Source organism: Citricoccus muralis (genome assembly GCF_003386075.1).
Classification (GTDB): domain Bacteria; phylum Actinomycetota; class Actinomycetes; order Actinomycetales; family Micrococcaceae; genus Citricoccus; species Citricoccus muralis.
Genome location: NZ_QREH01000001.1, coordinates 1,048,698 through 1,067,873, shown reverse-complemented (window position 1 = coordinate 1,067,873; position 19,176 = coordinate 1,048,698). Strand labels below are relative to the sequence as shown.

The 19,176-nt window shown below is 65.8% G+C and carries 19 protein-coding genes and 1 pseudogene; 10 read left to right on the top strand and 10 right to left on the bottom strand.

From position 1 onward, the window contains the following. Positions 1-5: 5 nt before the first annotated feature. The 3 genes from qcrA to ctaE form a co-directional block, all read right to left on the bottom strand. On the bottom strand, positions 6-1,085 hold the full coding sequence (qcrA, locus tag C8E99_RS04675) for a cytochrome bc1 complex Rieske iron-sulfur subunit (protein WP_115931309.1): 1,080 nt from the start codon (positions 1,083-1,085) through the stop codon (positions 6-8). A gap of 68 nt (positions 1,086-1,153) precedes the next feature. Next, complete coding sequence (gene qcrC, locus C8E99_RS04670) at positions 1,154-1,957, bottom strand: cytochrome bc1 complex diheme cytochrome c subunit (protein WP_115931308.1); 804 nt, start codon at positions 1,955-1,957, stop codon at positions 1,154-1,156. Between the two features lie 98 nt (positions 1,958-2,055). Next, positions 2,056-2,694, bottom strand: a complete 639-nt coding sequence (gene ctaE, locus C8E99_RS04665; RefSeq protein WP_378108347.1) for an aa3-type cytochrome oxidase subunit III — start codon at positions 2,692-2,694, stop codon at positions 2,056-2,058. Positions 2,695-3,036: 342 nt separating this feature from the next. On the opposite strand from ctaE, the gene trpD reads away from it, so the two are divergent. Further along, complete coding sequence (gene trpD / locus C8E99_RS04660; protein WP_115931307.1) at positions 3,037-4,095, top strand: anthranilate phosphoribosyltransferase; 1,059 nt, start codon at positions 3,037-3,039, stop codon at positions 4,093-4,095. Positions 4,096-4,202: 107 nt separating this feature from the next. On the opposite strand, the gene C8E99_RS04655 is transcribed toward trpD, so the two are convergent. Both C8E99_RS04655 and C8E99_RS04650 read right to left on the bottom strand, forming a co-directional pair. Next, entirely contained in the window at positions 4,203-4,493 is a 291-nt protein-coding gene (locus tag C8E99_RS04655; protein ID WP_115931306.1) for an Lrp/AsnC family transcriptional regulator, read from the bottom strand. Between the two features lie 51 nt (positions 4,494-4,544). After that, entirely contained in the window at positions 4,545-4,985 is a 441-nt protein-coding gene (locus C8E99_RS04650; protein ID WP_115931305.1) for a DUF3054 domain-containing protein, read from the bottom strand. 76 nt (positions 4,986-5,061) lie between these two features. Here C8E99_RS04650 and C8E99_RS04645 point away from each other — a divergent pair, with 76 nt between their 5' ends. Both C8E99_RS04645 and C8E99_RS04640 read left to right on the top strand, forming a co-directional pair. Further along, positions 5,062-5,781, top strand: coding sequence for a hypothetical protein (locus tag C8E99_RS04645; protein ID WP_211308983.1), 720 nt, complete (start codon positions 5,062-5,064; stop codon positions 5,779-5,781). Between the two features lie 14 nt (positions 5,782-5,795). Next, complete coding sequence (locus C8E99_RS04640) at positions 5,796-6,362, top strand: hypothetical protein (RefSeq protein WP_425452914.1); 567 nt, start codon at positions 5,796-5,798, stop codon at positions 6,360-6,362. A gap of 10 nt (positions 6,363-6,372) precedes the next feature. On the opposite strand, the gene C8E99_RS04635 is transcribed toward C8E99_RS04640, so the two are convergent. Beyond that, positions 6,373-6,852, bottom strand: a complete 480-nt coding sequence (locus tag C8E99_RS04635; RefSeq protein WP_115933226.1) for a VOC family protein — start codon at positions 6,850-6,852, stop codon at positions 6,373-6,375. 39 nt (positions 6,853-6,891) lie between these two features. Beyond that, complete coding sequence (locus C8E99_RS04630; protein ID WP_115931303.1) at positions 6,892-8,346, bottom strand: MBL fold metallo-hydrolase; 1,455 nt, start codon at positions 8,344-8,346, stop codon at positions 6,892-6,894. Between the two features lie 121 nt (positions 8,347-8,467). Between C8E99_RS04630 and C8E99_RS04625 the strand changes: the two are divergent. The 3 genes and pseudogenes from C8E99_RS04625 to C8E99_RS04615 form a co-directional block, all read left to right on the top strand. Continuing rightward, positions 8,468-9,175, top strand: a pseudogene (locus C8E99_RS04625) (aldo/keto reductase); the annotation flags it as partial. Positions 9,176-9,516: 341 nt separating this feature from the next. Next, the gene (locus C8E99_RS04620; RefSeq protein ID WP_115930614.1) at positions 9,517-10,365 is read left to right on the top strand and encodes an IS5 family transposase; all 849 of its coding nucleotides are present in this window, start codon (positions 9,517-9,519) and stop codon (positions 10,363-10,365) included. 62 nt (positions 10,366-10,427) lie between these two features. Next, entirely contained in the window at positions 10,428-10,991 is a 564-nt protein-coding gene (locus C8E99_RS04615) for a dihydrofolate reductase family protein (protein ID WP_115931302.1), read from the top strand. A gap of 176 nt (positions 10,992-11,167) precedes the next feature. On the opposite strand, the gene C8E99_RS04610 is transcribed toward C8E99_RS04615, so the two are convergent. After that, positions 11,168-11,806, bottom strand: a complete 639-nt coding sequence (locus C8E99_RS04610; RefSeq protein ID WP_115931301.1) for an HD domain-containing protein — start codon at positions 11,804-11,806, stop codon at positions 11,168-11,170. 118 nt (positions 11,807-11,924) lie between these two features. Between C8E99_RS04610 and C8E99_RS04605 the strand changes: the two genes are divergently transcribed. The 4 genes from C8E99_RS04605 to C8E99_RS04590 all read left to right on the top strand — a co-directional run bounded on the left by C8E99_RS04605 (position 11,925) and on the right by C8E99_RS04590 (position 16,403). Next, positions 11,925-12,884, top strand: coding sequence for a GlxA family transcriptional regulator (locus C8E99_RS04605; protein WP_115933225.1), 960 nt, complete (start codon positions 11,925-11,927; stop codon positions 12,882-12,884). A 164-nt stretch (positions 12,885-13,048) separates the two neighbouring features. Continuing rightward, positions 13,049-13,714: a TetR/AcrR family transcriptional regulator gene (locus C8E99_RS04600; RefSeq protein WP_115931300.1), complete on the top strand. Its 666-nt coding sequence runs from the start codon at positions 13,049-13,051 to the stop codon at positions 13,712-13,714. Then, positions 13,711-14,736, top strand: coding sequence for an ABC transporter ATP-binding protein (locus C8E99_RS04595; RefSeq protein WP_115931299.1), 1,026 nt, complete (start codon positions 13,711-13,713; stop codon positions 14,734-14,736). The genes C8E99_RS04600 and C8E99_RS04595 overlap by 4 nt, the downstream gene beginning before the upstream one ends. Continuing rightward, positions 14,733-16,403 carry an ABC transporter permease gene (locus C8E99_RS04590; RefSeq protein ID WP_245952088.1) on the top strand — a complete coding sequence of 557 codons (1,671 nt, stop codon included), beginning with the start codon at positions 14,733-14,735 and terminating at the stop codon, positions 16,401-16,403. The genes C8E99_RS04595 and C8E99_RS04590 overlap by 4 nt, the downstream gene beginning before the upstream one ends. A 39-nt stretch (positions 16,404-16,442) precedes the next feature. Here the strand turns inward: C8E99_RS04590 and C8E99_RS04585 are convergent, their stop codons facing one another. Together C8E99_RS04585 and C8E99_RS04580 are read right to left on the bottom strand one after the other, a co-directional pair. Continuing rightward, complete coding sequence (locus C8E99_RS04585; RefSeq protein WP_245952087.1) at positions 16,443-16,943, bottom strand: PKD domain-containing protein; 501 nt, start codon at positions 16,941-16,943, stop codon at positions 16,443-16,445. Positions 16,944-17,548: 605 nt separating this feature from the next. Beyond that, positions 17,549-19,087, bottom strand: coding sequence for an IS1634 family transposase (locus C8E99_RS04580; protein WP_484014363.1), 1,539 nt, complete (start codon positions 19,085-19,087; stop codon positions 17,549-17,551). Positions 19,088-19,176: the final 89 nt, after the last annotated feature.

The window sequence follows — 19,176 nt, the reverse complement described above, 5'->3', positions numbered from 1 at the left end:
GAGTGTCAGCCACGCTCCCAATATGCCGGTCCAACGGGTTCATGGAAGTCGCTCCGAGCGACCAGGAAGCCCTCTTCATTAACTCTGATCGGCAGCTGCGGCAGCGCGTGGCCGGCCGGACCGAAGATGACCTTGCATTCCTGCGTGAGGTCGAAGGTCGACTGGTGGCAGGGGCACAGGAGGTGGTGGGTGTGCTGTTCGTACAAGGCGACCGGGCAACCGACGTGCGTGCAGACCTTGGAGTAGGCGACGATGCCGTCGACGTTCCAGTCCTCGCGTTCCGGCGAGACCTGCATGTCCTCGGGGTTGAGGCGCATGAGCAGGACGACGGCCTTGGCCTTCTGGTTGAGCATCTCGTGCGGGTCGAGCTCGTTGAGCCCTTCCGGGATCACGTGGAAGGCGGAACCGATGGTCACGTCGGAGGCCTTGATCGGGGTACCGGTGGGGTCGCGCACGAGGCGGACGTCGGTGGCCCACATGGTGTGGCGCAGGCGCTCGGGGCCGAAGTTCTCGGCGGCGAATTCGCTTCGGTTGTCCGTGTCGTCCAAGTCCCTGAAGATGGCGATCGCGGGCAGGACGGCCAGGACGCCAGCGCCGATCAAGGTGTTGCGCAGCAGCGGGCGGCGCTTGACCTGGGTCTCGTCGATGATGTCCTCGATCATGCCGACGGCCACCTGGCGGTCAGCCTCGGTGCGGACCTCGTGGCGCAGCTCGGTGGTCTCATGGTCCGGCATCAGGGTCTTGGCCCAGTGGACAATGCCCACGCCGATGCCGAACATGGCGAAGGCGGTGCCCAGTCCGAGGAGCATGTTCTGGAGGCGGACCGTGGAGATCGGAGTGCCGGGGCCGATCTGGCCCACCACGAAGTAGCCGACGAAGAACAGCAGCGTGCCGACGATCGAGAGACCGAAGAGGAAGGCTACCTGGCGCTCGGCGCGCTTGGCCGCCCGGGGATCCTCGTCGGCCAGCCGCGGCCGGTGCGGCGGGAGGCCGGGGTTGTCGACGGCGTACTGCCTCGACTCCTCCGCACCGGCGTGCTCAACGGCTCCCGAGTGCTCCGGGCCTCCGTGGCTTTGCTCAGACATAGATCTGAATCCTTTGCTTGAGTGATGGTGACGTTGTGTGTGGTCGGCGCCCCCACGGCGCCGTCAAATCAGGAGGACCGGGAGGTCAGCCAGACCATGAAGCCGATGAGAACCGCGAGGCCCCCGGTCCAGACCAGTAGGCCTTCGGACACCGGACCGAGGGAGCCCAGGGAGGCGCCGCCGGGGGAGCCCTGGCCCTCGATATGCTTCAGGAAGGCGATGATGTCCCGCTTGTCCTCCGGCTTGATGTTGGCGTCACTGAAGACTGGCATGTTCTGCGGACCGGTGATCATGGCCTCATAGATGTGCTGCTCGGAGACGCCAGCCAGCGGCGGGGCGTACTTGCCGCGCGTCAGGGCACCACCGGCGGCGGCAGCGTTGTGGCACATGGCGCAGTTCACGCGGAACAGCGTGCCGCCGTTGCCCAGGTCCACGTCTTCGTGGTCGGTGTCCAGGTACTGCTCTTCCGGAATGGCGGGGCCGGCACCGAGGGAGGCGACGTAGGCGGCCAGTTGTGCGGTCTGTTCATCACTGAACTGGTTCGGCTTGGCCTGGGCCTGAGGCCCCTGCATCTGCATCGGCATGCGGCCGGTGCCGACCTGGAAGTTGACGGACGCGGCGCCGACGCCGATCAGGGTCGGCCCGTCCTCGGTGCCGACGGCTTCGACGCCGTGGCAGGTGGCGCAGTTGGCGTTGAACAGCTTCTCGCCCTCGGTGATGTCCTCTGCGCTGTAGCTAGAACCCGTGTTGGAGGCCTGGGCCTGGTTCATGGTGCTGGCGACGGAGTACAGGCCGCCGGTGATGAGAAGTCCCAGAAGCAGCAGCGCGAGCCCGGCGATGGGGTGGCGCCGTTTCTGTGAAAGTGCCTTCACGGTTGGTTCCTAACGTTTCTTTTGTGACCGGAGGAGGGTGACGTTCCGAATCCGGTCTACCTCGGTGTGGTGCGGGTGTGCCGGGAGGACGGCGTGGTCTATTTCAGGAAGTAGACGATGGCGAAGAGGGCGATCCAGACGACATCGACGAAGTGCCAGTAGTAGGAGACGACGATGGCGGAGGTGGCCTCGTGGTGACCGAAGCGCTTGGCCAGGTAGGCGCGACCGATGATGAAGAGGAAGGCGATGAGGCCGCCGGTCACGTGGATGGCGTGGAAGCCGGTCGTGATGTAGAAGGCAGAACCGTAGGCATTGGCGTCGATCGTGATGCCGTGGGAGACGAGCACCGCGTACTCGTAGCACTGCACGGAGACGAAGATCGCACCCATGATGAAGGTCAGGATGAACCACTCGACCATGCCCCAGCTCTTAAGGGCGAGCGGGCCTCCGGTGCGGCGCGGCTGGAGGCGCTCGGCGGCGAACACGCCGGCCTGGGCCGTGAAGGAGCTGGCCACAAGGATCAGGGTGTTCACGAAGGCCAGGGGGACATTCAGAGTCGCCGTGCTCTCGGCCCACAACTCGGGGGAGGTGGACTTCAGCGTGAAGTACATGGCGAAGAGGCCGCCGAAGAACATGAGCTCGCTGGAGAGCCAGACCATGGTGCCCACTTGCACCATATTGGGTCGGCTGGGGAGCCCTGTTGCGGGCCGGGGGAGGGCATGGGTTGCAGTCGTCACCCAGCCATTATGGCCCTAAAACACCCAATGGCTCCAATGCGACGAACGTTTCGGCGTTTCACGTTCTTCCCGTATTGATCGATTTCCCACCCAGTTGGCCAGGAATGTCCAGCAATCTCGCAGGATTGCAGGTCAATCAATGTTTCCGCCCGAGCTGGCCACGAGGTTACGAGTCATGAGTATGTCCTAATGCGGCCCGTGTGGGAAGGGGGCAGGAGAACTGACGGCACGTACTCGCCTTCGGTCTCCACATCGGTCACCCGAAACTGAGAGTATGACCCGTACCACGTGGTCTGCAATAGGCGGTCGCACGCTTCGGCGGCGTCGCGGTGCAGGGATAGCATGAATCGCGTGAGTACTTCGTCGACTGCATCCCTGTCCTGGCCCTTCGTCTTCGGGCGGTTGGTGTCCCGTCAGGACCTCACCACCGACGAGGCCATGTGGGCGATGCAGGAGATCATGTCCGGCAACGCCACGGACGCGCAGATCGCCGGGTTCCTGGTGGCCCTCGCCGCCAAGGGGGAGACAGTTGGGGAGCTACTGGGCCTGACGCAGGTCATGCTGGACAACGCGGTGCATCTCGAGGTCCCGGGGGAGACGCTGGACATCGTCGGCACCGGGGGAGACAAGCTCGGGACGGTCAACATCTCCACCATGTCTTCGCTGGTGGCTGTGGGGGCGGGTGCAACGGTGGTCAAGCACGGCAACCGTGGCGCGTCCTCCACGGCGGGCGCTGCCGACGTGATCGAGGCCCTCGGGGTCGACCTGTCCATGTCAGTGGACAAGGTGCTCGAGTGTGCCACGACGGCGGGAATCACCTTCCTGTTCGCGCAGGGGTACCACCCGTCCATGAAATACGTGGCCCCGGCGCGCAAGCAGCTGGGCGTGCCGACCGTCTTCAATTACCTCGGACCTCTGACCAACCCCTCGGGTGTGCGTGCCCAGGCGCTGGGATGCGCCAGTGCCCGCATGGCCCCATTACTGGCTGGTGTGCTGGCCGATCGTGGGCTGCGCGGACTCGTCTTCCGCGGCAGCGATGGCCGGGACAAGATCACCACGTCCGGCCCGTCGACCATCTTCGAGATCCGCAACGGTGTGGTGACCGAACATGAACTCAACCCGCAGGACTTCGGGATCGACCTGGCGGCCGTGGAGGCCTTGGCTGGCCGGGATGGCCAGCACAACGCCGGGATCATCCGCGATCTGCTGGCAGGCCAGGTGGGCCCGGTCCGCGATGCGGTACTGCTGAACGCGGCCGCTGGCCTCACCGCCTTCGACACCTCGGCGGAGGGGCACCTCTTCGACAGGATTAAGGCGAACATGGTGCGTGCGGCGGAATCGATCGATTCCGGCGCCGCCCAGGGTGCACTGGACTCCTGGGTGGAGGTCTCGCACTCCTGAGCCCGGTCGCCCCGTTCGCCGCTGTCACCTCGGAGGCCCCGAAATCGTTTGGATCGCTGGACGCCCATGAGGGTCGTCCTGTCCGGTTGAGGGCGGCTACTGGGCTGCTACTGCTCGATGTTCTCGAAGCCGAGGGCGAAGCCCTCTTCCAGATCATGGCGTGAATAGGCGCGGAAGGCGAGCATGGTCTCGGTGTCCCGGATGCCCTCCACCTTGGACATCTGGTCTGCGATGACGTCAGCCAGGTCCTCGTACTGGCGCAGGCGAACCATGGCCACGAGGTCCCAGTTTCCCGTCACCGAGTAGACGGACGTGACGCCGTTCAGGTCGGCCAACTGCTCTGCACATTCCGGGATGCGGTCCGGGTCGGTCTTGATCATGACGAAGGCTGTCACCATCGTGGTTCCTCCTGGGTGCTTCTGTTGGTCTCGTTCGGTCTCGAGGCCATCCTAGGACCGGCGTCGACGTCGCGACCGCAGGATAAGCGCGGTGACGGCACGGCGGCCCAGGAGGAGCACGGCCAGGGCACCTGCCGTCACCCACTGGAACGCCAGGGCGGCGGTGCCGCCGAAGGCCACCCGCAGGGCGAGGCCGCCGGCCACGGTCACCAGCCACACCACGACGCCGGCCGGCCAGATCTGCGCCCAGGTGCGGTGCGGGCGGGTGAGTGCGGTGGCGATGGCCCAGGCCAACAGGAAGGGGAGTGCGGTGAAGAGAAGGCCGCCGAGATCCGTGCCGGACTCGTGCGTCTTGCGCCCCTGCGCGGCGAAGAGGACGATCAACACCGCGTCCAGCGTCAAGTTCATCCACATCCAGCGCGAGGCCCGGGTGGGCGCGTGCCGCGTCGTCCGTGCATCGGCCGCGAGTGGGGTTTCGGAAGAAGCAGGCATCTCTCCACTCTAGACGCCCCGCTGGCGACAAGCGCGACCCCTTGTTTACTACTCTACTAAACACTAGGCTTGTGAAATGTTCGTCATGACTATGGACCAGCGTGCTTCCAGCCGGGGGCCGGATCGGGTGGCCGCCCTCATCGAGGGACTCGTAGACCAAGAGGAGAACGAGCCCGGCCGTGGCATCGTCCGCCCGTTCCAGCGCACGGCGGGGGACGAGGTACAGGGTGTGGTGGATCGAGCCGAGATCGTGGTGGGCATCGCCCTCTCGGCGGCGCGGTCCGGCCATTGGAGTGTGGGAATCGGGGTCGGCCAGGTGCGCCAGCCCCTGCCGGCGGAGACCCGTGCCGGTGCCGGGCCCGCCTTCGAGTACGCCCGCATCGCCGTCGAGCGAGCCAAGCATTCGCCCGGCCGGGTGGCCGTGGCCGGTCCGGTCACGGCCGGTGGCCCCACTGACTCCACCGACTCGACCGGCTCCGCTGAATCACCCACCGCGGCTGCTGTGGGGGACGAGGTGTCCGAGCTGTTGGAGGCGATCGAAGCGAGCCTGCAGCTACTGGCAGAACTCGAGCATCGGCGCAGCGAGGAAGGTCAGGATGCCGGCCGGCTGGTGGACGCCGGCAGGACGCAACGCGAGGCTGCTCATGAGTTGCGTGTCACCCAGCAAGCGGTGAGTTCGCGACTGCGCACGGGAATGTGGGGTGAGTCCCGACGTCTGGCGTCCGTGGTCTCTGGCATGCTGGAGCGCGTTGACCGGCTGGTCGATGGCGGAGGTGGATCAGGGGGGCAGGGATGACAGGCTTGGCAGCGGTGTCAGTGGCGCTGCTGGTGGTGTCCGGCCTGGTCGGGGTGCCCCAGTATCTCGAGCGATGGCGAGGAACGCCGAGCCATCCACAGGTCTGGTTGTACTGCTCTGCACTGGTCCAGATCCTCCTGTTGGGTGCGGCCGCCGTGGTGGCGTTGCTCTCGGGCGGGGGAGCGGGGTGGGCGGTCTCCGGGCCTTTGGCCGTTCTGGCAGCGACGGTGGGCGGAAGCTCTCCCACGGTGGCGATCTTGCGGCTGTCCTTCAACTCGTCCCACCCGGAGCACCAGCAGGTCCTGACTGGACCAGAGGGCGAGAAGGTCTTCAACGAGGAGATCAACGCACAGCCCGTCTTGCGAGGCGGGGCCTGGATCGGTGTCCTCGAGCGATTGGCCGTGGCCTCAACGCTGATCATGGGCTGGCCCGAAGGGCTGGCGATCATTCTGGCGGTCAAGGCGCTGGGCCGGTATTCGGAACTGGGCAAGTCCGGCGCGGCCGAACGGTTCATCCTCGGGACCTTCGCGAGCCAGCTGTGGGCGTGCGCCTGTGTGGGCGTGGCTGTTCTGCTGGCCTGACGCCCAGCACCTAGAGACAGAATTCGTTGCCCTCCGGGTCCTGCAGAACGGTCCAGGTCCACGGGCCCTGGCGTCCCGTGTCGACCTGCGTGGCGCCCAGGTCGACCAGCCGGTGCAGTTCACCGGCGCGGCGCTCATCATCGGCGCCGGGTTCGCGCAGGTCCCAGTGGACTCGGTTCTTGACGGATTTGGATTCGGGGACGGCCTGGAAGAGGATGCGGGGTCGATCGCCCGCTCCCTCAGCGTCCCTCGGTGGGTTGATGGCGGTGCCGCTGGCCCACACCAACCGGCCACGGTGGGTCGTGGTGTCGGCATCAATGGCGTGGCCCTCGGCCACCATGCGGCGGATGAAGTCCTCGTCCTGGGTCTCGACCTCCCAGCGAAGGGCCACGGCCCACCAGTCGGCGAGCTCGTGAGGGCGTGCACAGTCAACGCAGAGTTGGAGCCCATAGGCGGGCCCCGCAGGGTCCGGGAGCGGGTCAGTGGTCATCGCCACAGCCTAGGAGCGAAGCGGGCCCGCGGAACAGACTCAGGCGACGGGCTCTGCGGTGGGTGCCCGGCCGGCGTCGTGCACGGGTGTCCCTGAAGGCTCCGGAGACCGAGACGCCCAGGCCTGCCAGCCGGCATAGGACCCCTCCAGTTCGGCGATGGTGAAGCCGGCGCGGCGCAGGGCGGAGGCTGCCACGGAGTTGCGGATGCCGGTCTGGCAATAGGTCACGATGACGCGTTGGCGGGGGAGCGCGTCCTGATTCCATAGGACCTTGCCGGCATTGAGCTGCCGGGCGCCGGGGATGTGCCCGTCGGCAAACTCGCCCTTACTGCGCACATCCAGCAGGACGACGTGGCCAGCGGAATCGAGATCGGCAGGGGAGAGGCGAAGGGGTGTGCTGCTCGGTAGTCCCTCGATGCTCCGGACGTAGCCCACCACTTGGTCGATGCCGACGCGGACCAGGTGGTCCCAGAGCCGGTGAGCCTTCTCGCCGTCCTCGGCCAGGAGGACGATCGGGGCCGAGTCCTGCTCGGGGTCGTAGGCCCACGCCCCGTGGCTGGCCACCTTGCCGGGGTTCGGCAGGGACAGCGCGTCTCGCACTGTCCCGCGGTGGACCGCCTCTACCGGGCGGGTGTCAACGAGCACGAGGGATCCGTTGTCCAGACCGGCGGCGACCGTGGCGATGTCCCATTCGGCCAGCGCCGCCCTGGGTCCCATGACTTCTGGCCCCTGGCGGTTCTGGTGTTTCATGCGCCCGAAGTACGCGTGGGCGTCCGGCTGCCCGTCGAGCAGCTCGTGGATGAAACCTCGCTCGTCCCCGGCCGCCAGATGCCTGCGCCACCACGAGTACAGCCGCTCATAGCCCACGGAGGTGGACGGCAAGGCACCGAGCGCCTTGCCACACGGTGATCCGGCGCCGTGGCCCGGAAAGACTTGCACGTGGTCAGGAAGCGTGAGGAAGACGTCTCGGAGGGACGCGAAGAGCTGCCGGGCCCCCTCGAAACGGGTGTCCACGCCACCGGCCGCCTCGTCGAGAAGATCGGGGCGGCCGAGATCGCCCGCAAACACGAAATCGCCCGAGAGAAGATACCCCGGCTCGGTGGTGACGGTGCCATCGGTGACGAGGAAGGACAGGTGCTCCGGGGTGTGCCCGGGGGTGTGCAGTGCCTGGAGAGTGATGTTGCCCAGGGCGATCGTGTCACGGTCATGCAGTCGCTCGGCCTCGAAGCCGTACTGCCAGTCCGGGCCGCCCTCCGCCGAGACCCAGAGTATGGCGTCGGTCGCGTGGGCGAGTTCTCGGGATCCCGAGAGATAGTCGGCATGGATGTGGGTCTCCGTCACTGCGGTGATCCGCATCCCGTTCCGGGCGGCGAGGTCCAGGTACTCCTGGATGTCCCGGCGGGGGTCCACCACGATGGCTTCCCCGGTCTTCTGACAGCCGAGCAGATAACTGGCCTGGGACAGGTCGTGGTCGTAGATCCGTTCCAGCAACATGGCAATGCTCCTTGAAGGCGGTGGTGGACACATTAGTGGACGGTGGAGTTGCGGTGGAGGGTTGGGCCCCGCCGTCCAGGCGGCCGATAGGGTGATCGGATGACGTCCTCCCACACGGGAGCAGGTCGTCCTGGCCACGAAGATGGGCGGCCTGGCACCCTACGACAACCAACGGCACGATTCCGTGGTGGCGGCCCTGGAGGCCTCACTGGATCGGCTGCAGACCGACTACATCGACGTGTACTACGCGCACTATGACGATGAGAACGTCTCCATCGAGGACCAGGCCTCGACCTACGACGGCCTCGTCAAGGCCGGCAAGGTCCGCCACATCGCGCTGTCCAACTACTCGCCGGAGCGCATGCGTCAGTGGTTCGAGTACGCCACCGCGAACGGTCTCGCGGTGCCGGTGGCCATCCAGCCGCAGTACAACCTGGTGCACCGCCAGGATTTCGAGTCCGGCTATCTGCCGATCGCCCGAGAGTTCGGTGCCGCCACCTTCCCGTACTTCGCCCTGGCGTCCGGCTTCCTCACGGGCAAGTACCGCTCCGCCGCCGATCTCGAGGGCAGGGCCCGCCAAGGCATGGCCGAGGGATATGCCACCGAAGAGGGCTTCGCCGTGGTGGACGAACTGGTCCGGGTAGCCGAGGCACGCGGCGTCGAGCCGGCAACGGTGGCCCTGGCCTGGCAGCTCGCCCAGGGGGTGACTGCCCCGATCGCCTCGGCATCCACGCCCGAGCAGCTTCCCGCGCTGGTGGCTGTCGGTTCCCTCGCGTTGACCGAAGCCGAAGTCCAGACGCTGGACGCAGCATCCCGCCCTTTCGCCTGACCGTGGGGGGCCACTCGGCCGCCGTCACTTCGAATACGCCAGCGTCCTGCTCGGCCAAGGCCTGGTATTCGCTGCCGGCATGCATATGAACGAGAACGACGTCGGCCCCGGACTTGCGCGCGTCCCTCGCCTGGTCGACGGCCCGATCGGCATCCATCATCCCGACAGGCCAGTCCTTGCAGTCCGGCACGGCGCGCCGATCTGCGCCGTCTTAGAGATTGCGCGGATAGGCGGGTGTGACCCGGATCCTGCGGGCGGGCGTGTCGCTACGGGCCGGCACGGGCGGGGGTTCGTTTCGATGGAAGTGCGACCTATCCATTCGAGGCGAAGGACCCCGACCCGTGCCAGCACTTCCATCCTCAATCATCGAACCCCTGTGGTGCCAGTTCGAAGCACTGCTACCACCCGCTGCAGCCTTCCACCCGCTCGGATGCCACCGACCCAAGATCGATGACCGGATCGTGTTCGACAAGCTCGTCACCCGGCTCGTCCTCGGCGGGGCCTACACCAAGCACGCCGACAAGAACGTCTCGGCCACCACCCTGCGCGAGCGACGCGACGAGTGGATCCGCCACGGCGTCTTCGCCGCCCTGGAACAGGCCGTCCTACAGACCTTCGACTGGCTCATCGGCCTGGACCTTGAGCATCTGAGCGTGGATGGGTGCTGCGTCAAAGCCCCCTGCGGCGGGGACAACACCGGCCGGAATCCGATCGACCGGGGCAAGTCCGGGCAGAAACGCTCCGTGCTCTGCGAGGGCCACGGCCTGCCGATCGGCGTCGTGCTCGCCGGGGCCAACCGACACGACTCGCCGTTGCTGCGCCCGACCCTGGAGCGGTTGTCCCGGTTCGGCTTCCACCTACCCGAGACGATCCGGGTCGATCTCGATGCCGGCTACGACTCGTACGTCACCCGGGACCTACTCACTGAGCTGGGGTGCCACTGGAAAATCTCCCCGAAGGGCACCTACATCAAAATCAACCACACCCGCCGTTGGATGATCGAGCGGACCAACTCCTGGCACACTCGGGGGTTCGGACTGCTCCAGGTCGTTCTCGACCGCGGCGAGAAAGCCCAGCAGGCCTGGGCCCACCTGGCCAACGCCATCATCGTGCTCCGTCGGCTACTCAAAGAATCCTGGATCCGCCTTCGATGGGACGACCGTCCTGTCAAGCAGTACCAGTGGCGGTGACCGCCTATCCGCGCAATCTCTTAGTCTGTACGCGGAATACCGGCTCAAGGGACACTGACGCCATGCGGAAACTGACCTGGGGGATGAACGTGAGCCTGGACGGCTACATTGCCGCGCCCGGCGACGATCTCACCTGGGGCGTGCCGAGCGACGAGCTGTTCCAGTGGTGGTCCGACCGGGTGGCTGTGACGGAACTGGCGCTGTACGGGCGCAAGCTGTGGGAGACGATGAGTTCCCACTGGCCGACCGCCGACGAGCAGCCTGGCGTCATTCCGGCGCACATCGAGTTCGCCCGCCGCTGGCGGGACATGCCGAAGGTGGTGTTCTCCTCGACGACCAGCGCGGTCGACTGGAACGCCCGCCTGGTCACCGGCGACGCTGTCGCCGAGATCACTCAGCTCAAGACTGAGGATGGCGGTGAGATGGATATCGGCGGAGCCACCCTCGCCGCGGCGGCCCTGCGGGCCGGGCTGATCGACGAGTACGCGATCGTCACGCATCCGGTACTGGTGGGTGGCGGCACGCCGTTCTTCCCGACACTGGATCACTGGGTGAACCTGAAGCTAGTGGAAACTCGGACGTTTCCCGGGGGTGTGCTCCTGACCAGGTACGAGACACGTCGCTGAGTACTCGTCGATCGGCTAGTTGACATAATGCAGATTATCGGCGCTCTGGGCATGAGCGTGGAAGGAGGTCCGGGGACTGTCATTCTCCGGCGTTCTGTCATCAATGCCGGTCGGTACCACCGTCCATAATGGCGAGGACCCGCGCTGCTCGATGGGTCGCCCGGGAGCTCGACGGGTCACTCGGGCCAGGCTGAGTTCTGAATGACCTCCACGAAGTCGCCGCGCTGGAATCCGGGCAGGAAATGCTCGAGCACGTCGGCCTTGACGTTGCCGAAGGTGGTCTCCGGACGGTCCTTGATGCCTTCGGTGAAAGCTGCCAGGATCTGATTCTTGAAGTCCGGACGCGGATGAGCGTTCACCACGGCCTCACGCTGATCCTGGGTGATCGCGTCGAAGCCCAGGCCCAGGACATCCAGTTCGACGCCTCGGGTGACCAGGGCGATCTCCGGCTCCATGTGCAAGGGGATCTCGGGTGTCGTGTGCAGCGCGATCGCCGCCCAGACCTTGTCCGCGGACTCCTGTCCTATTCCGTGCTCACCCAGAAAGCGGCGAGCCTCGTCGGCGGCATCGATCTCGAATCGCTGATCGATCCGGCGGTACTTCTCGGTTAGGCCAAGGTCGTGGAACATGGCCCCGATGTACAACAGCTCCGGATCATAGTTCACGCCCTCTTCTTGACCGCGGAGTGAGCCGAAGACGTAGACCCTCCTGGAGTGGTGGAAGATGAGGTCGGTGGCGGCGTCCCGGACGAGTTCAGTGGCTTCTCGCGCCATGGTGCTGTCGGGAATCCGGATACCTGCAATGGTCTCGCTCATGCGGCTCAATCCTCTCATTGACCTTTGGCGCCGGTTTGCGGCGCTTCTCTTTCCATCATGGCTGCTACCGGTAAGGTGATGCCATGTCATTATGGACCTACTCCCCTCGATTTCGGACATGACGCATCGCATCGGAATCGTGGTCTTCGATGGAATGACCCTCCTCGACGCCAGCGGCCCGGCGGAGGTGTTCCACCTGGCCGACCCGACGGGTGAGCACTATGAGCTGGAGACTGTCTCTCCTGCCGGCGGGAACGTGAAGTCATCCTCGGGGATGGTCTTGGCGCAGACCATAGCTTCGACGGACACCGGTGACTTCGACACCGTCCTGATCGCCGGTGGGCATCGGCTCGTGGACGAGCCCATGGACGAGGCCCTGCTTGAAGCCGTGGAGGCCCTGTCGGCACGGGCATCCAGGGTGGCGTCAGTGTGCACCGGAGCCTTTGTGCTGGCCGAGTTGGGCTTCCTTGACGATCGCCGTGCCACCACGCATTGGCGGCACGCGCACACCCTGGCCCGCCGATACCCTCGCGTCCAGGTGGAGCCGGACGTGATCCACATCCGTGATGGCCGGTTCCTGTCCTCGGCCGGGATCAGTGCCGGCATTGACCTGGCTCTGGCCCTGGTCGAGGAGGATACTGGGGCCGCGGCCGCCCGAACGGTGGCCCGAGAGCTGGTGATGTTCATGCAGAGACCTGGAGGGCAGTCTCAGTTCTCGACCGCACTCAGTCAGCCCCCCGCACGAAGTGGTCTATTGCGGGAGTTGATGGAGGCCATTGCGGCCGATCCCGCAGCAGGCCACTCCGTTGCCTCCATGGCTTCAGCCATCGGGGTGAGCGTGCGGCACTTGAATCGGATGTTCCAGGCCGAGACTAGTACGACGCCGGCGCGCTGGTTGGAGCAGGTTCGGGTTGATGCAGCACGGGCCCTCATCCTCGATGGGCACCCGATCGCGCGGGTTGCAGAACGCAGTGGGCTCGGCTCTGACGAGACACTCCGCCGTGCCTTCGCCAGGCATCTGGGTACGACCCCGACCGCGTTCCGCGACCGATTCTCGACCACCGCCCACCAGTCATAGTCGGCCCCCGGACTCCGTCTGATGCTGTAGCCCTCTCAGGGGCGTGCCTCGTAGATGAACAGTTGGGTACCCGCGAATCTCTCCGCTGTCGTTCAGGGCGAGCCTCTCCCCCGATCGCTCTCAACCCTTGACGCAATCTTGAACAGATGTTTAGTCTATTGAACATGCGTTCAGTATCCGATGATCAGACCACCAAGGCCCGGATCCGGGACGCTGCCATCCTGCGGTTCGCCCAGGACGGTCTGGAAGCTCCACTGCGCTCCATCGCCTCTGACGCCGGCGTCAGCGCGGGGCTGATCATGCACCACTTCGGTTCCCGCGCCGGACTGCGCAGCGCCTGTGACGACTATGTCCAGGCTTCGATCCGGGTCAACAAGGCGGAACTGATGCTGCCCGCTGGCGCACCCGCGGCGATGTTGGCCCAATTGGCCCAGCTTGAGGGCTATACCCCTCTCGTGGGCTACGTCCTGCGCTGCTTGCAGAGCGGTGGTGAGCTCACGAGTCGGCTGGTCGAAGGGATGGTGGCAGACACGGTCGACTACCTCAGGGAAGGCGTGCGCGCGGGCACCGTCTCCCCCAGTCGGGATGAAGCTGCCAGGGCACGCCTCCTCACTGACTTCGCACTCGGATCCCTGCTGCTGAACCTTCCCGCGGGGAAAGACCCCCTGAACCTGGCCGAGTTGCCGGCCTGGTTCGCCGCGTACGTGGACCGTATCCTCCAGCCCACCCTGGAGGTTTTCACCGAGCCGCTCCTCACGGATTCCACCCTGTTGGATGCCTACCTTGAGGGACAGGGCTCCGCCCAGAGCACCGAAAGGACCACATCATGACCTTCCAATCAGCCACGCCAGCGATCGCCGTCGAAGCGAAGGGCCTGGTCAAGACGTTCGGCACCACCCGTGCCCTCGACGGCTTCGATCTCGAGGTGCCCACCGGCCAGGTCACGGGTTTCCTCGGTCCGAATGGTGCTGGCAAGTCCACCGCGATCCGCATCCTGCTGGGCCTGCTCCGAGCCGACTCCGGCACGGCCCGAGTCCTGGGTCAGGATGCCTGGGCGGATCAGGTCGTCATCCACCGTCGGCTCGCCTATGTTCCCGGCGATGTGACCCTGTGGCCCAACCTGACCGGCGGTGAAGCCATCGACGTGCTGGCCCGCCTGGGTGGCCAGGAGCGCCGTCGGGCGGGTCAGCGTGCGAACAGCGTCCGCCGCGAGGAACTGCTCGGCCGTTTCGAGTTGGATCCGACCAAGAAGGCCCGCACGTACTCCAAGGGAAACCGACAGAAAGTGGCCCTTGTGGCCGCCCTCGCCTCCGATGCGGAGTTGTTCGTCTTCGACGAGCCCACGTCCGGGCTGGACCCACTGATGGAGGCCGTCTTCCAGGCCGAGGTTCGCGCCCTCCGGGACGAAGGCAGGACCGTGCTGCTGTCCAGCCACATCCTTGCCGAGGTGGAGAAGCTCTGTGACAAGGTCACGATCATCCGTGCGGGAAAGGCCGTGGAAAGCGGCACCCTGAACGACCTGCGTCACCTGACCCGGTCCACGGTGAACGCCACCCTCGACGTCGGCCTGCCCGCTACCGCGGGTCCGGCCGCTACCGCGGGTCCGGCCGGGGTGCATGGGCTGGATGGGCTCGAGGGCATCCACGACTTGGCCGTTGATCGGGGGCGCGTCCGCTTCGACGTCGACCACCACCACTTGACCCGGGTGCTCGGCGTCCTGGCCGCTACTGGGGTGCAAAACCTGACAATCGCGCCGCCTTCGCTGGAGGATCTCTTCCTGCGCCATTACGGCGATGAGGACCAGGACCGTGAGCGCCAGTCTGAGCAGGGCCAGCGGGAGGGATCGCGATGACGGCCCTCGACCGGCGTCGTCCTCTGGCGGCGGGCCCCACCCATGCGGCGCCGAAGGCAGGTTCCTCGTTCACTGGGACCGGCGCGCTGCTGAGGCTCAACCTCCGACTCGACCGGGTCCGCATCCTCCTCTGGACGGTCGCAGTGGGGCTCGGCGTCTACGGATCGGTGTACTCGCTGGACCAGGCCTTCACCACCGAAGAGGCCATCCAGGCGCGCGGTGCCCTGCTGACCAACCCGGCCACCATCATGATGACCGGGCCGGCCTTCGCTGCGGACGACTACACCTTTGGTGCCATGGTGGCCAACGAACTCAGCCTCTACGTATTCCTCACTGCCGCCATCATGGCCATCCTCCTGGCGGTCCGCCACACCCGCGCGGAGGAGGAATCCGGACGTTTGGAGATGATTCGAGCCCTGCCAGTAGGCCGTTTCGCTCCGGCCACTGCGGCAGTCGGGACCGTGGCGCTGGCCTGCTTCCTCGTCGGTGCGGCCACCACCCTCGGGTTGGTATCCGTCGGCCATGAGGATCTGGAGCTGAATAGTTCGCTGGCCCTCGGTGCCGGCACCGCCCTGACAGGTTTGGTCTTCGCTGCCCTGGCCACTGTGGCCGCCCAACTGACCGAACACGCGCGCAGCGCTACCGGCATGGCCATGGCGGGAGTTGCCGTGGCCTACCTGCTCCGGGGCGTGGGTGACGTGATCGAGAACACCGGCTCTTGGCTGTCCTGGTTCTCCCCCTTCGCCTGGGCCCAACAGACTCGTCTCTTCGTGGACCTGCGGTGGTGGCCGCTGGCGGTGTCCCTTGCCGTGATCGTCGTCCTGTTCGCGCTGGCCATCATCTTGTCTCACCGGCGTGATCTCGGTGCCGGACTGCGTCCAGCACGCCGCGGACCGGCCACGGCGGCCGGAGGATTGCACTCCCCCGCCGGCCTGGCCGGGCGACTCCAGCGAGGCTCGGCTCTGGCATGGGGCGTCGGCGTGTTCTTCTTCGCCATCGCGATGGGCTCCCTGGCCAACTCGCTTGACGGCATGCTGGAGGAAAACCCGGCCCTCGCCGAGTGGATCGCCGTGGACGGTACGGACCTGACCGCGGAGTTCGCAGCGGTCATCCTGTCCTTCGTGATGGTCGCCCCGCTGATCCTGGGGGTCTCCGGCATCCTGGCCCTGCAGGGTGAGGAGTCCACCGGAAGATCGGAACTGCTGCTCGTCTCCGGCCGAACGCGTTCCGGCTATCTGGCGGGGTGGTCGGCCACGGTGGGACTGCAGATGGCCGCCCTCACCCTGCTGGGAGGCGTCGGAGTCGGTGTGGGCGTCTGGGCGGGCACCGGAGACCGGCATTGGGTTGGTGAGATGACCCTCGCCGCCGCGGCCTATCTGCCGGCGTTGCTGGTGGCGTCCACCCTGGCCCTGGCCTTGTTCGGATTCCTGCCGCGGTGGACCGTGATCGCCTGGCTGTTCGTCGTGTGGATCGCGCTGGCTCTGTTCCTCGGTGACCTTCTTCAACTCCCGGACTGGGCCCTGGACCTCTCCCCCTTCTCACACACGCCGGCTCTACCCGCGCAGGACACCGAGGTGGCACCGTTGCTGGCGATGACAGCCATCGCCGTGGCACTCACCGCGGTGGGACTCTGGGGCTACCGCCGCCGAGACCTCCAGTCCCGATAACGCGGCGGTCGCTCTCATATCCCCTGCGCCAGCGCTCGACTATCCCTCGACGAAGGGGTTGCCGCAGGCCCAGCCTTCGGGGTTCTCGTGGCAGTCTTCGGCGACGTTCTTGGACTTGGATCGCCAGATGTCCGCGGTGACCGGTTCGCTCGGGACCTCGGCGGTGCCCGGGATCGCGATCCAGGGGCCCTCGTTGACCGAGAACTGGCCCCGGTAGGACGTCGTCAGCCCCACCGGGTATTGGCCGGTGTCCTTGTAGACGTGGCTGGTGGTGGTCTCCTGGTTGAACTCCAGCTGCGGCCCACCCGGGTACGGATTCGACAACTGTTCCGAGCCGTCCCCGTAGTCCCAGGTCCACTGCACCGGCACCGCCTGGATCGCCACCTGCTGACCCAGCATCGTGGTGTTCAGCGTCTGATCCTCCTCGGTCGCGAAGAAGTTCGTGTTCCCCCGGATCAGACCAAAGCCACCGGAATCAGATTCGATGTCCGAGGGAGCGATATCCAAGGCACGGAAATCAGAGAGCGTCACCACCGGCATCGGCGGAGGTTCCTCTGCAGACGACGAGACCATCGGTTCATCCGGACTCGAGCAATACGGAAGACCGATGCGATTGAAAGTCAGTTCTTCATTCACGTATCGACGGCTGACGAGCTGACTTCCGGGCTCGGTACAAACAGTTCTCTCATTCTCCAGGCAACTTGCTTGTGCCTCTCCTTGTTTGTCGAGACAGAAGGACTGAACAACCTCTAGTAAGGAGTCTTCGTTCTCAGCACCCGCCGCTGGTGGTTGTGCATCTCCAAGAGCCGGGGCGCCAATATTGGAAGAATTGTTTGATTGAGTCTCAGGCTGGGCTGCTTCTGATGCCGCTCCTCCGTCTGAACCGGGAATCCGTTGGTCGCCACCCACATGTAGTGAATCCTTGTCGACCTGACCGTCGAAGCACTCCCAACACATGCTCGCCGACACCTGAACGGCTAGAGCTGGTGGGGACCCATGCATGAATCCGGAAATGACCAAGGCACTCAAGATCGTCCAAGTGGCCAAGTGGTAACCGACGCCTCTGTTCATGAATTACTCCAGGACTTCCATGGCGGTGATTTTCCACGCCTTGGCTTCAGCATCAAACCCGACTTGGCTCATTCCTAGTGCCCTGATTTTTCAGGCAGGGTCTTGAGGATTTCCTTGGCTTCGGGGGTGAGGGCTGCGGGGATGGTGGCGATGGTCCCGTTGATCTCGACCAGGCCCTCTCGGAGGGGTTGGAGTGTCTTGATGATCCGGCGCAGGCTCATTCCGGTGGCCGTCTGGAGGTGTCGGCCTACGGCCAGGGCGCAGAACACAATGGTCAGGTGGGCCTCGATCGCATCCCGGGTGTGGTGGAAGATCGGGCGGGCCCGCAGGTCGGATTTGGCCATCCGGAATGAGGCCTCGACCTCGAACAGTGAGTGATAGGCAGCCACGACCTCGGCCCCGGAGAGTACCTTCATGCTGGTGTTCGTCACGTAGCCCTTGAGCCCGAAGAGCTGCTCGGCGGCCTTGGCCGCCTCATAGTCCACGGTCAGGGACTTTCGCTGGCCCGTGGTTAGGAACCGAGCCTTGCGCTGGGCCTTGCGGCCGGCGGCGATGTCCTCGGCCCGCTGGACCTGCAACGTGTGGTTGCGCCGGTCGCGGTGTTCGCGGGCCAGCCGGTACTGCCAGACCGCGCGCCGCCGTGAGGACTCGGTGCCCTTCTTCAACTCAGTGGTGGTCTCGATGACCTGGCCATCGGCGAAGTGGTTGCCCGTCGTGGCGAACGTCTTGGCCAGGTCCATGGGGGCCTTGGCGTTCCTCGAGCCGACGATGTACTGGTATCCGGCCTCCTCCAGGGCCTGGATGTTCGCCCAGGAGAGCATGCCGGCATCAGCCACCACCAGCATGTCCTGCACCTGGTGGCGATCCCGGAAGGCGTCCAACACGGGGATCATGGTCCGGGTCTCGGCCTTGTTGCCCTCGAAGAAGTGCAGCTCCAGCGGGAACCCGTGCCGGTCGACCAGCAGTCCGACGAGGATCTGGGGGTCGATCCGGCGTTCTTTGGAGAACCCTGACTTGCGTAGTTCGTCTTCCTCGTCGGCCTCGAAATACAGGGTCGTCACGTCGTATAGGCACACGCTGACCGCGCCACCGTCTGCGGCGAACCGGTAGGCCGCCGAGGAGAGCAGGTCCCGCCAGTTGTCAGGAACGCAGCGGGCCAGATGGCGCTTGAGCGTGGCATAGGAAGGCGCGTTCTCCACGTTCAGCTCGGCCAACACCCGCAGAGAGTCCAGCTTCGAGGTTGGTTCGATCACCCGGGCCAGCACCAGTTGCTTGAGGACCTCGTCGTTCACGGCGCCGGTGAATCCGATCCTCTCGTAGGCCTGCTCCAGCACTTCCCACAGCACCCTGGGTCGGGTCCCGTGCAGCACCAGCCCGCCACCGGCATCCACGCCTTTGGCGGGGGCCGTGGTGGTGTCATCGGTGTGCAGGTCGAGGTCGAAAGCCATCTGCCCGGCCTGGATTTTCTCCCGCGCCACCTGTTCCAGCGAGGCCAGGGTCACCTCGTCGTGGGCCGACCCGAGGTGTTCAAGGATCTCCCGCTTGCCGTGGCGCTTCTGCGCGATCTGCACCGCGGTCGCCCCGGAGCTCGTCTTCACCCGCCGGATGTACACCCTCAACAGCCTAGAACCACCCCGGCTAGTGCCCCACCCCGCGACCAAGAACCCCGGAATCACGCGGAACTATGAGCCCAAAGCGACCG

Coding starts and splice junctions, on each gene's coding strand:
- qcrA (WP_115931309.1), bottom strand. CDS start 1,085: ATGTCTGAGCAAAGCCACGGAGGCCCGGAGCACTCGGGAGCCGTTGAG.
- trpD (WP_115931307.1), top strand. CDS start 3,037: ATGAATCGCGTGAGTACTTCGTCGACTGCATCCCTGTCCTGGCCCTTC.
- C8E99_RS04655 (WP_115931306.1), bottom strand. CDS start 4,493: ATGGTGACAGCCTTCGTCATGATCAAGACCGACCCGGACCGCATCCCG.
- C8E99_RS04650 (WP_115931305.1), bottom strand. CDS start 4,985: ATGCCTGCTTCTTCCGAAACCCCACTCGCGGCCGATGCACGGACGACG.
- C8E99_RS04645 (WP_211308983.1), top strand. CDS start 5,062: ATGTTCGTCATGACTATGGACCAGCGTGCTTCCAGCCGGGGGCCGGAT.
- C8E99_RS04635 (WP_115933226.1), bottom strand. CDS start 6,852: ATGACCACTGACCCGCTCCCGGACCCTGCGGGGCCCGCCTATGGGCTC.
- C8E99_RS04630 (WP_115931303.1), bottom strand. CDS start 8,346: ATGTTGCTGGAACGGATCTACGACCACGACCTGTCCCAGGCCAGTTAT.
- C8E99_RS04615 (WP_115931302.1), top strand. CDS start 10,428: ATGCGGAAACTGACCTGGGGGATGAACGTGAGCCTGGACGGCTACATT.
- C8E99_RS04610 (WP_115931301.1), bottom strand. CDS start 11,806: ATGAGCGAGACCATTGCAGGTATCCGGATTCCCGACAGCACCATGGCG.
- C8E99_RS04605 (WP_115933225.1), top strand. CDS start 11,925: ATGACGCATCGCATCGGAATCGTGGTCTTCGATGGAATGACCCTCCTC.
- C8E99_RS04600 (WP_115931300.1), top strand. CDS start 13,049: ATGCGTTCAGTATCCGATGATCAGACCACCAAGGCCCGGATCCGGGAC.
- C8E99_RS04595 (WP_115931299.1), top strand. CDS start 13,711: ATGACCTTCCAATCAGCCACGCCAGCGATCGCCGTCGAAGCGAAGGGC.
- C8E99_RS04590 (WP_245952088.1), top strand. CDS start 14,733: ATGACGGCCCTCGACCGGCGTCGTCCTCTGGCGGCGGGCCCCACCCAT.
- C8E99_RS04585 (WP_245952087.1), bottom strand. CDS start 16,943: ATGCCGGTGGTGACGCTCTCTGATTTCCGTGCCTTGGATATCGCTCCC.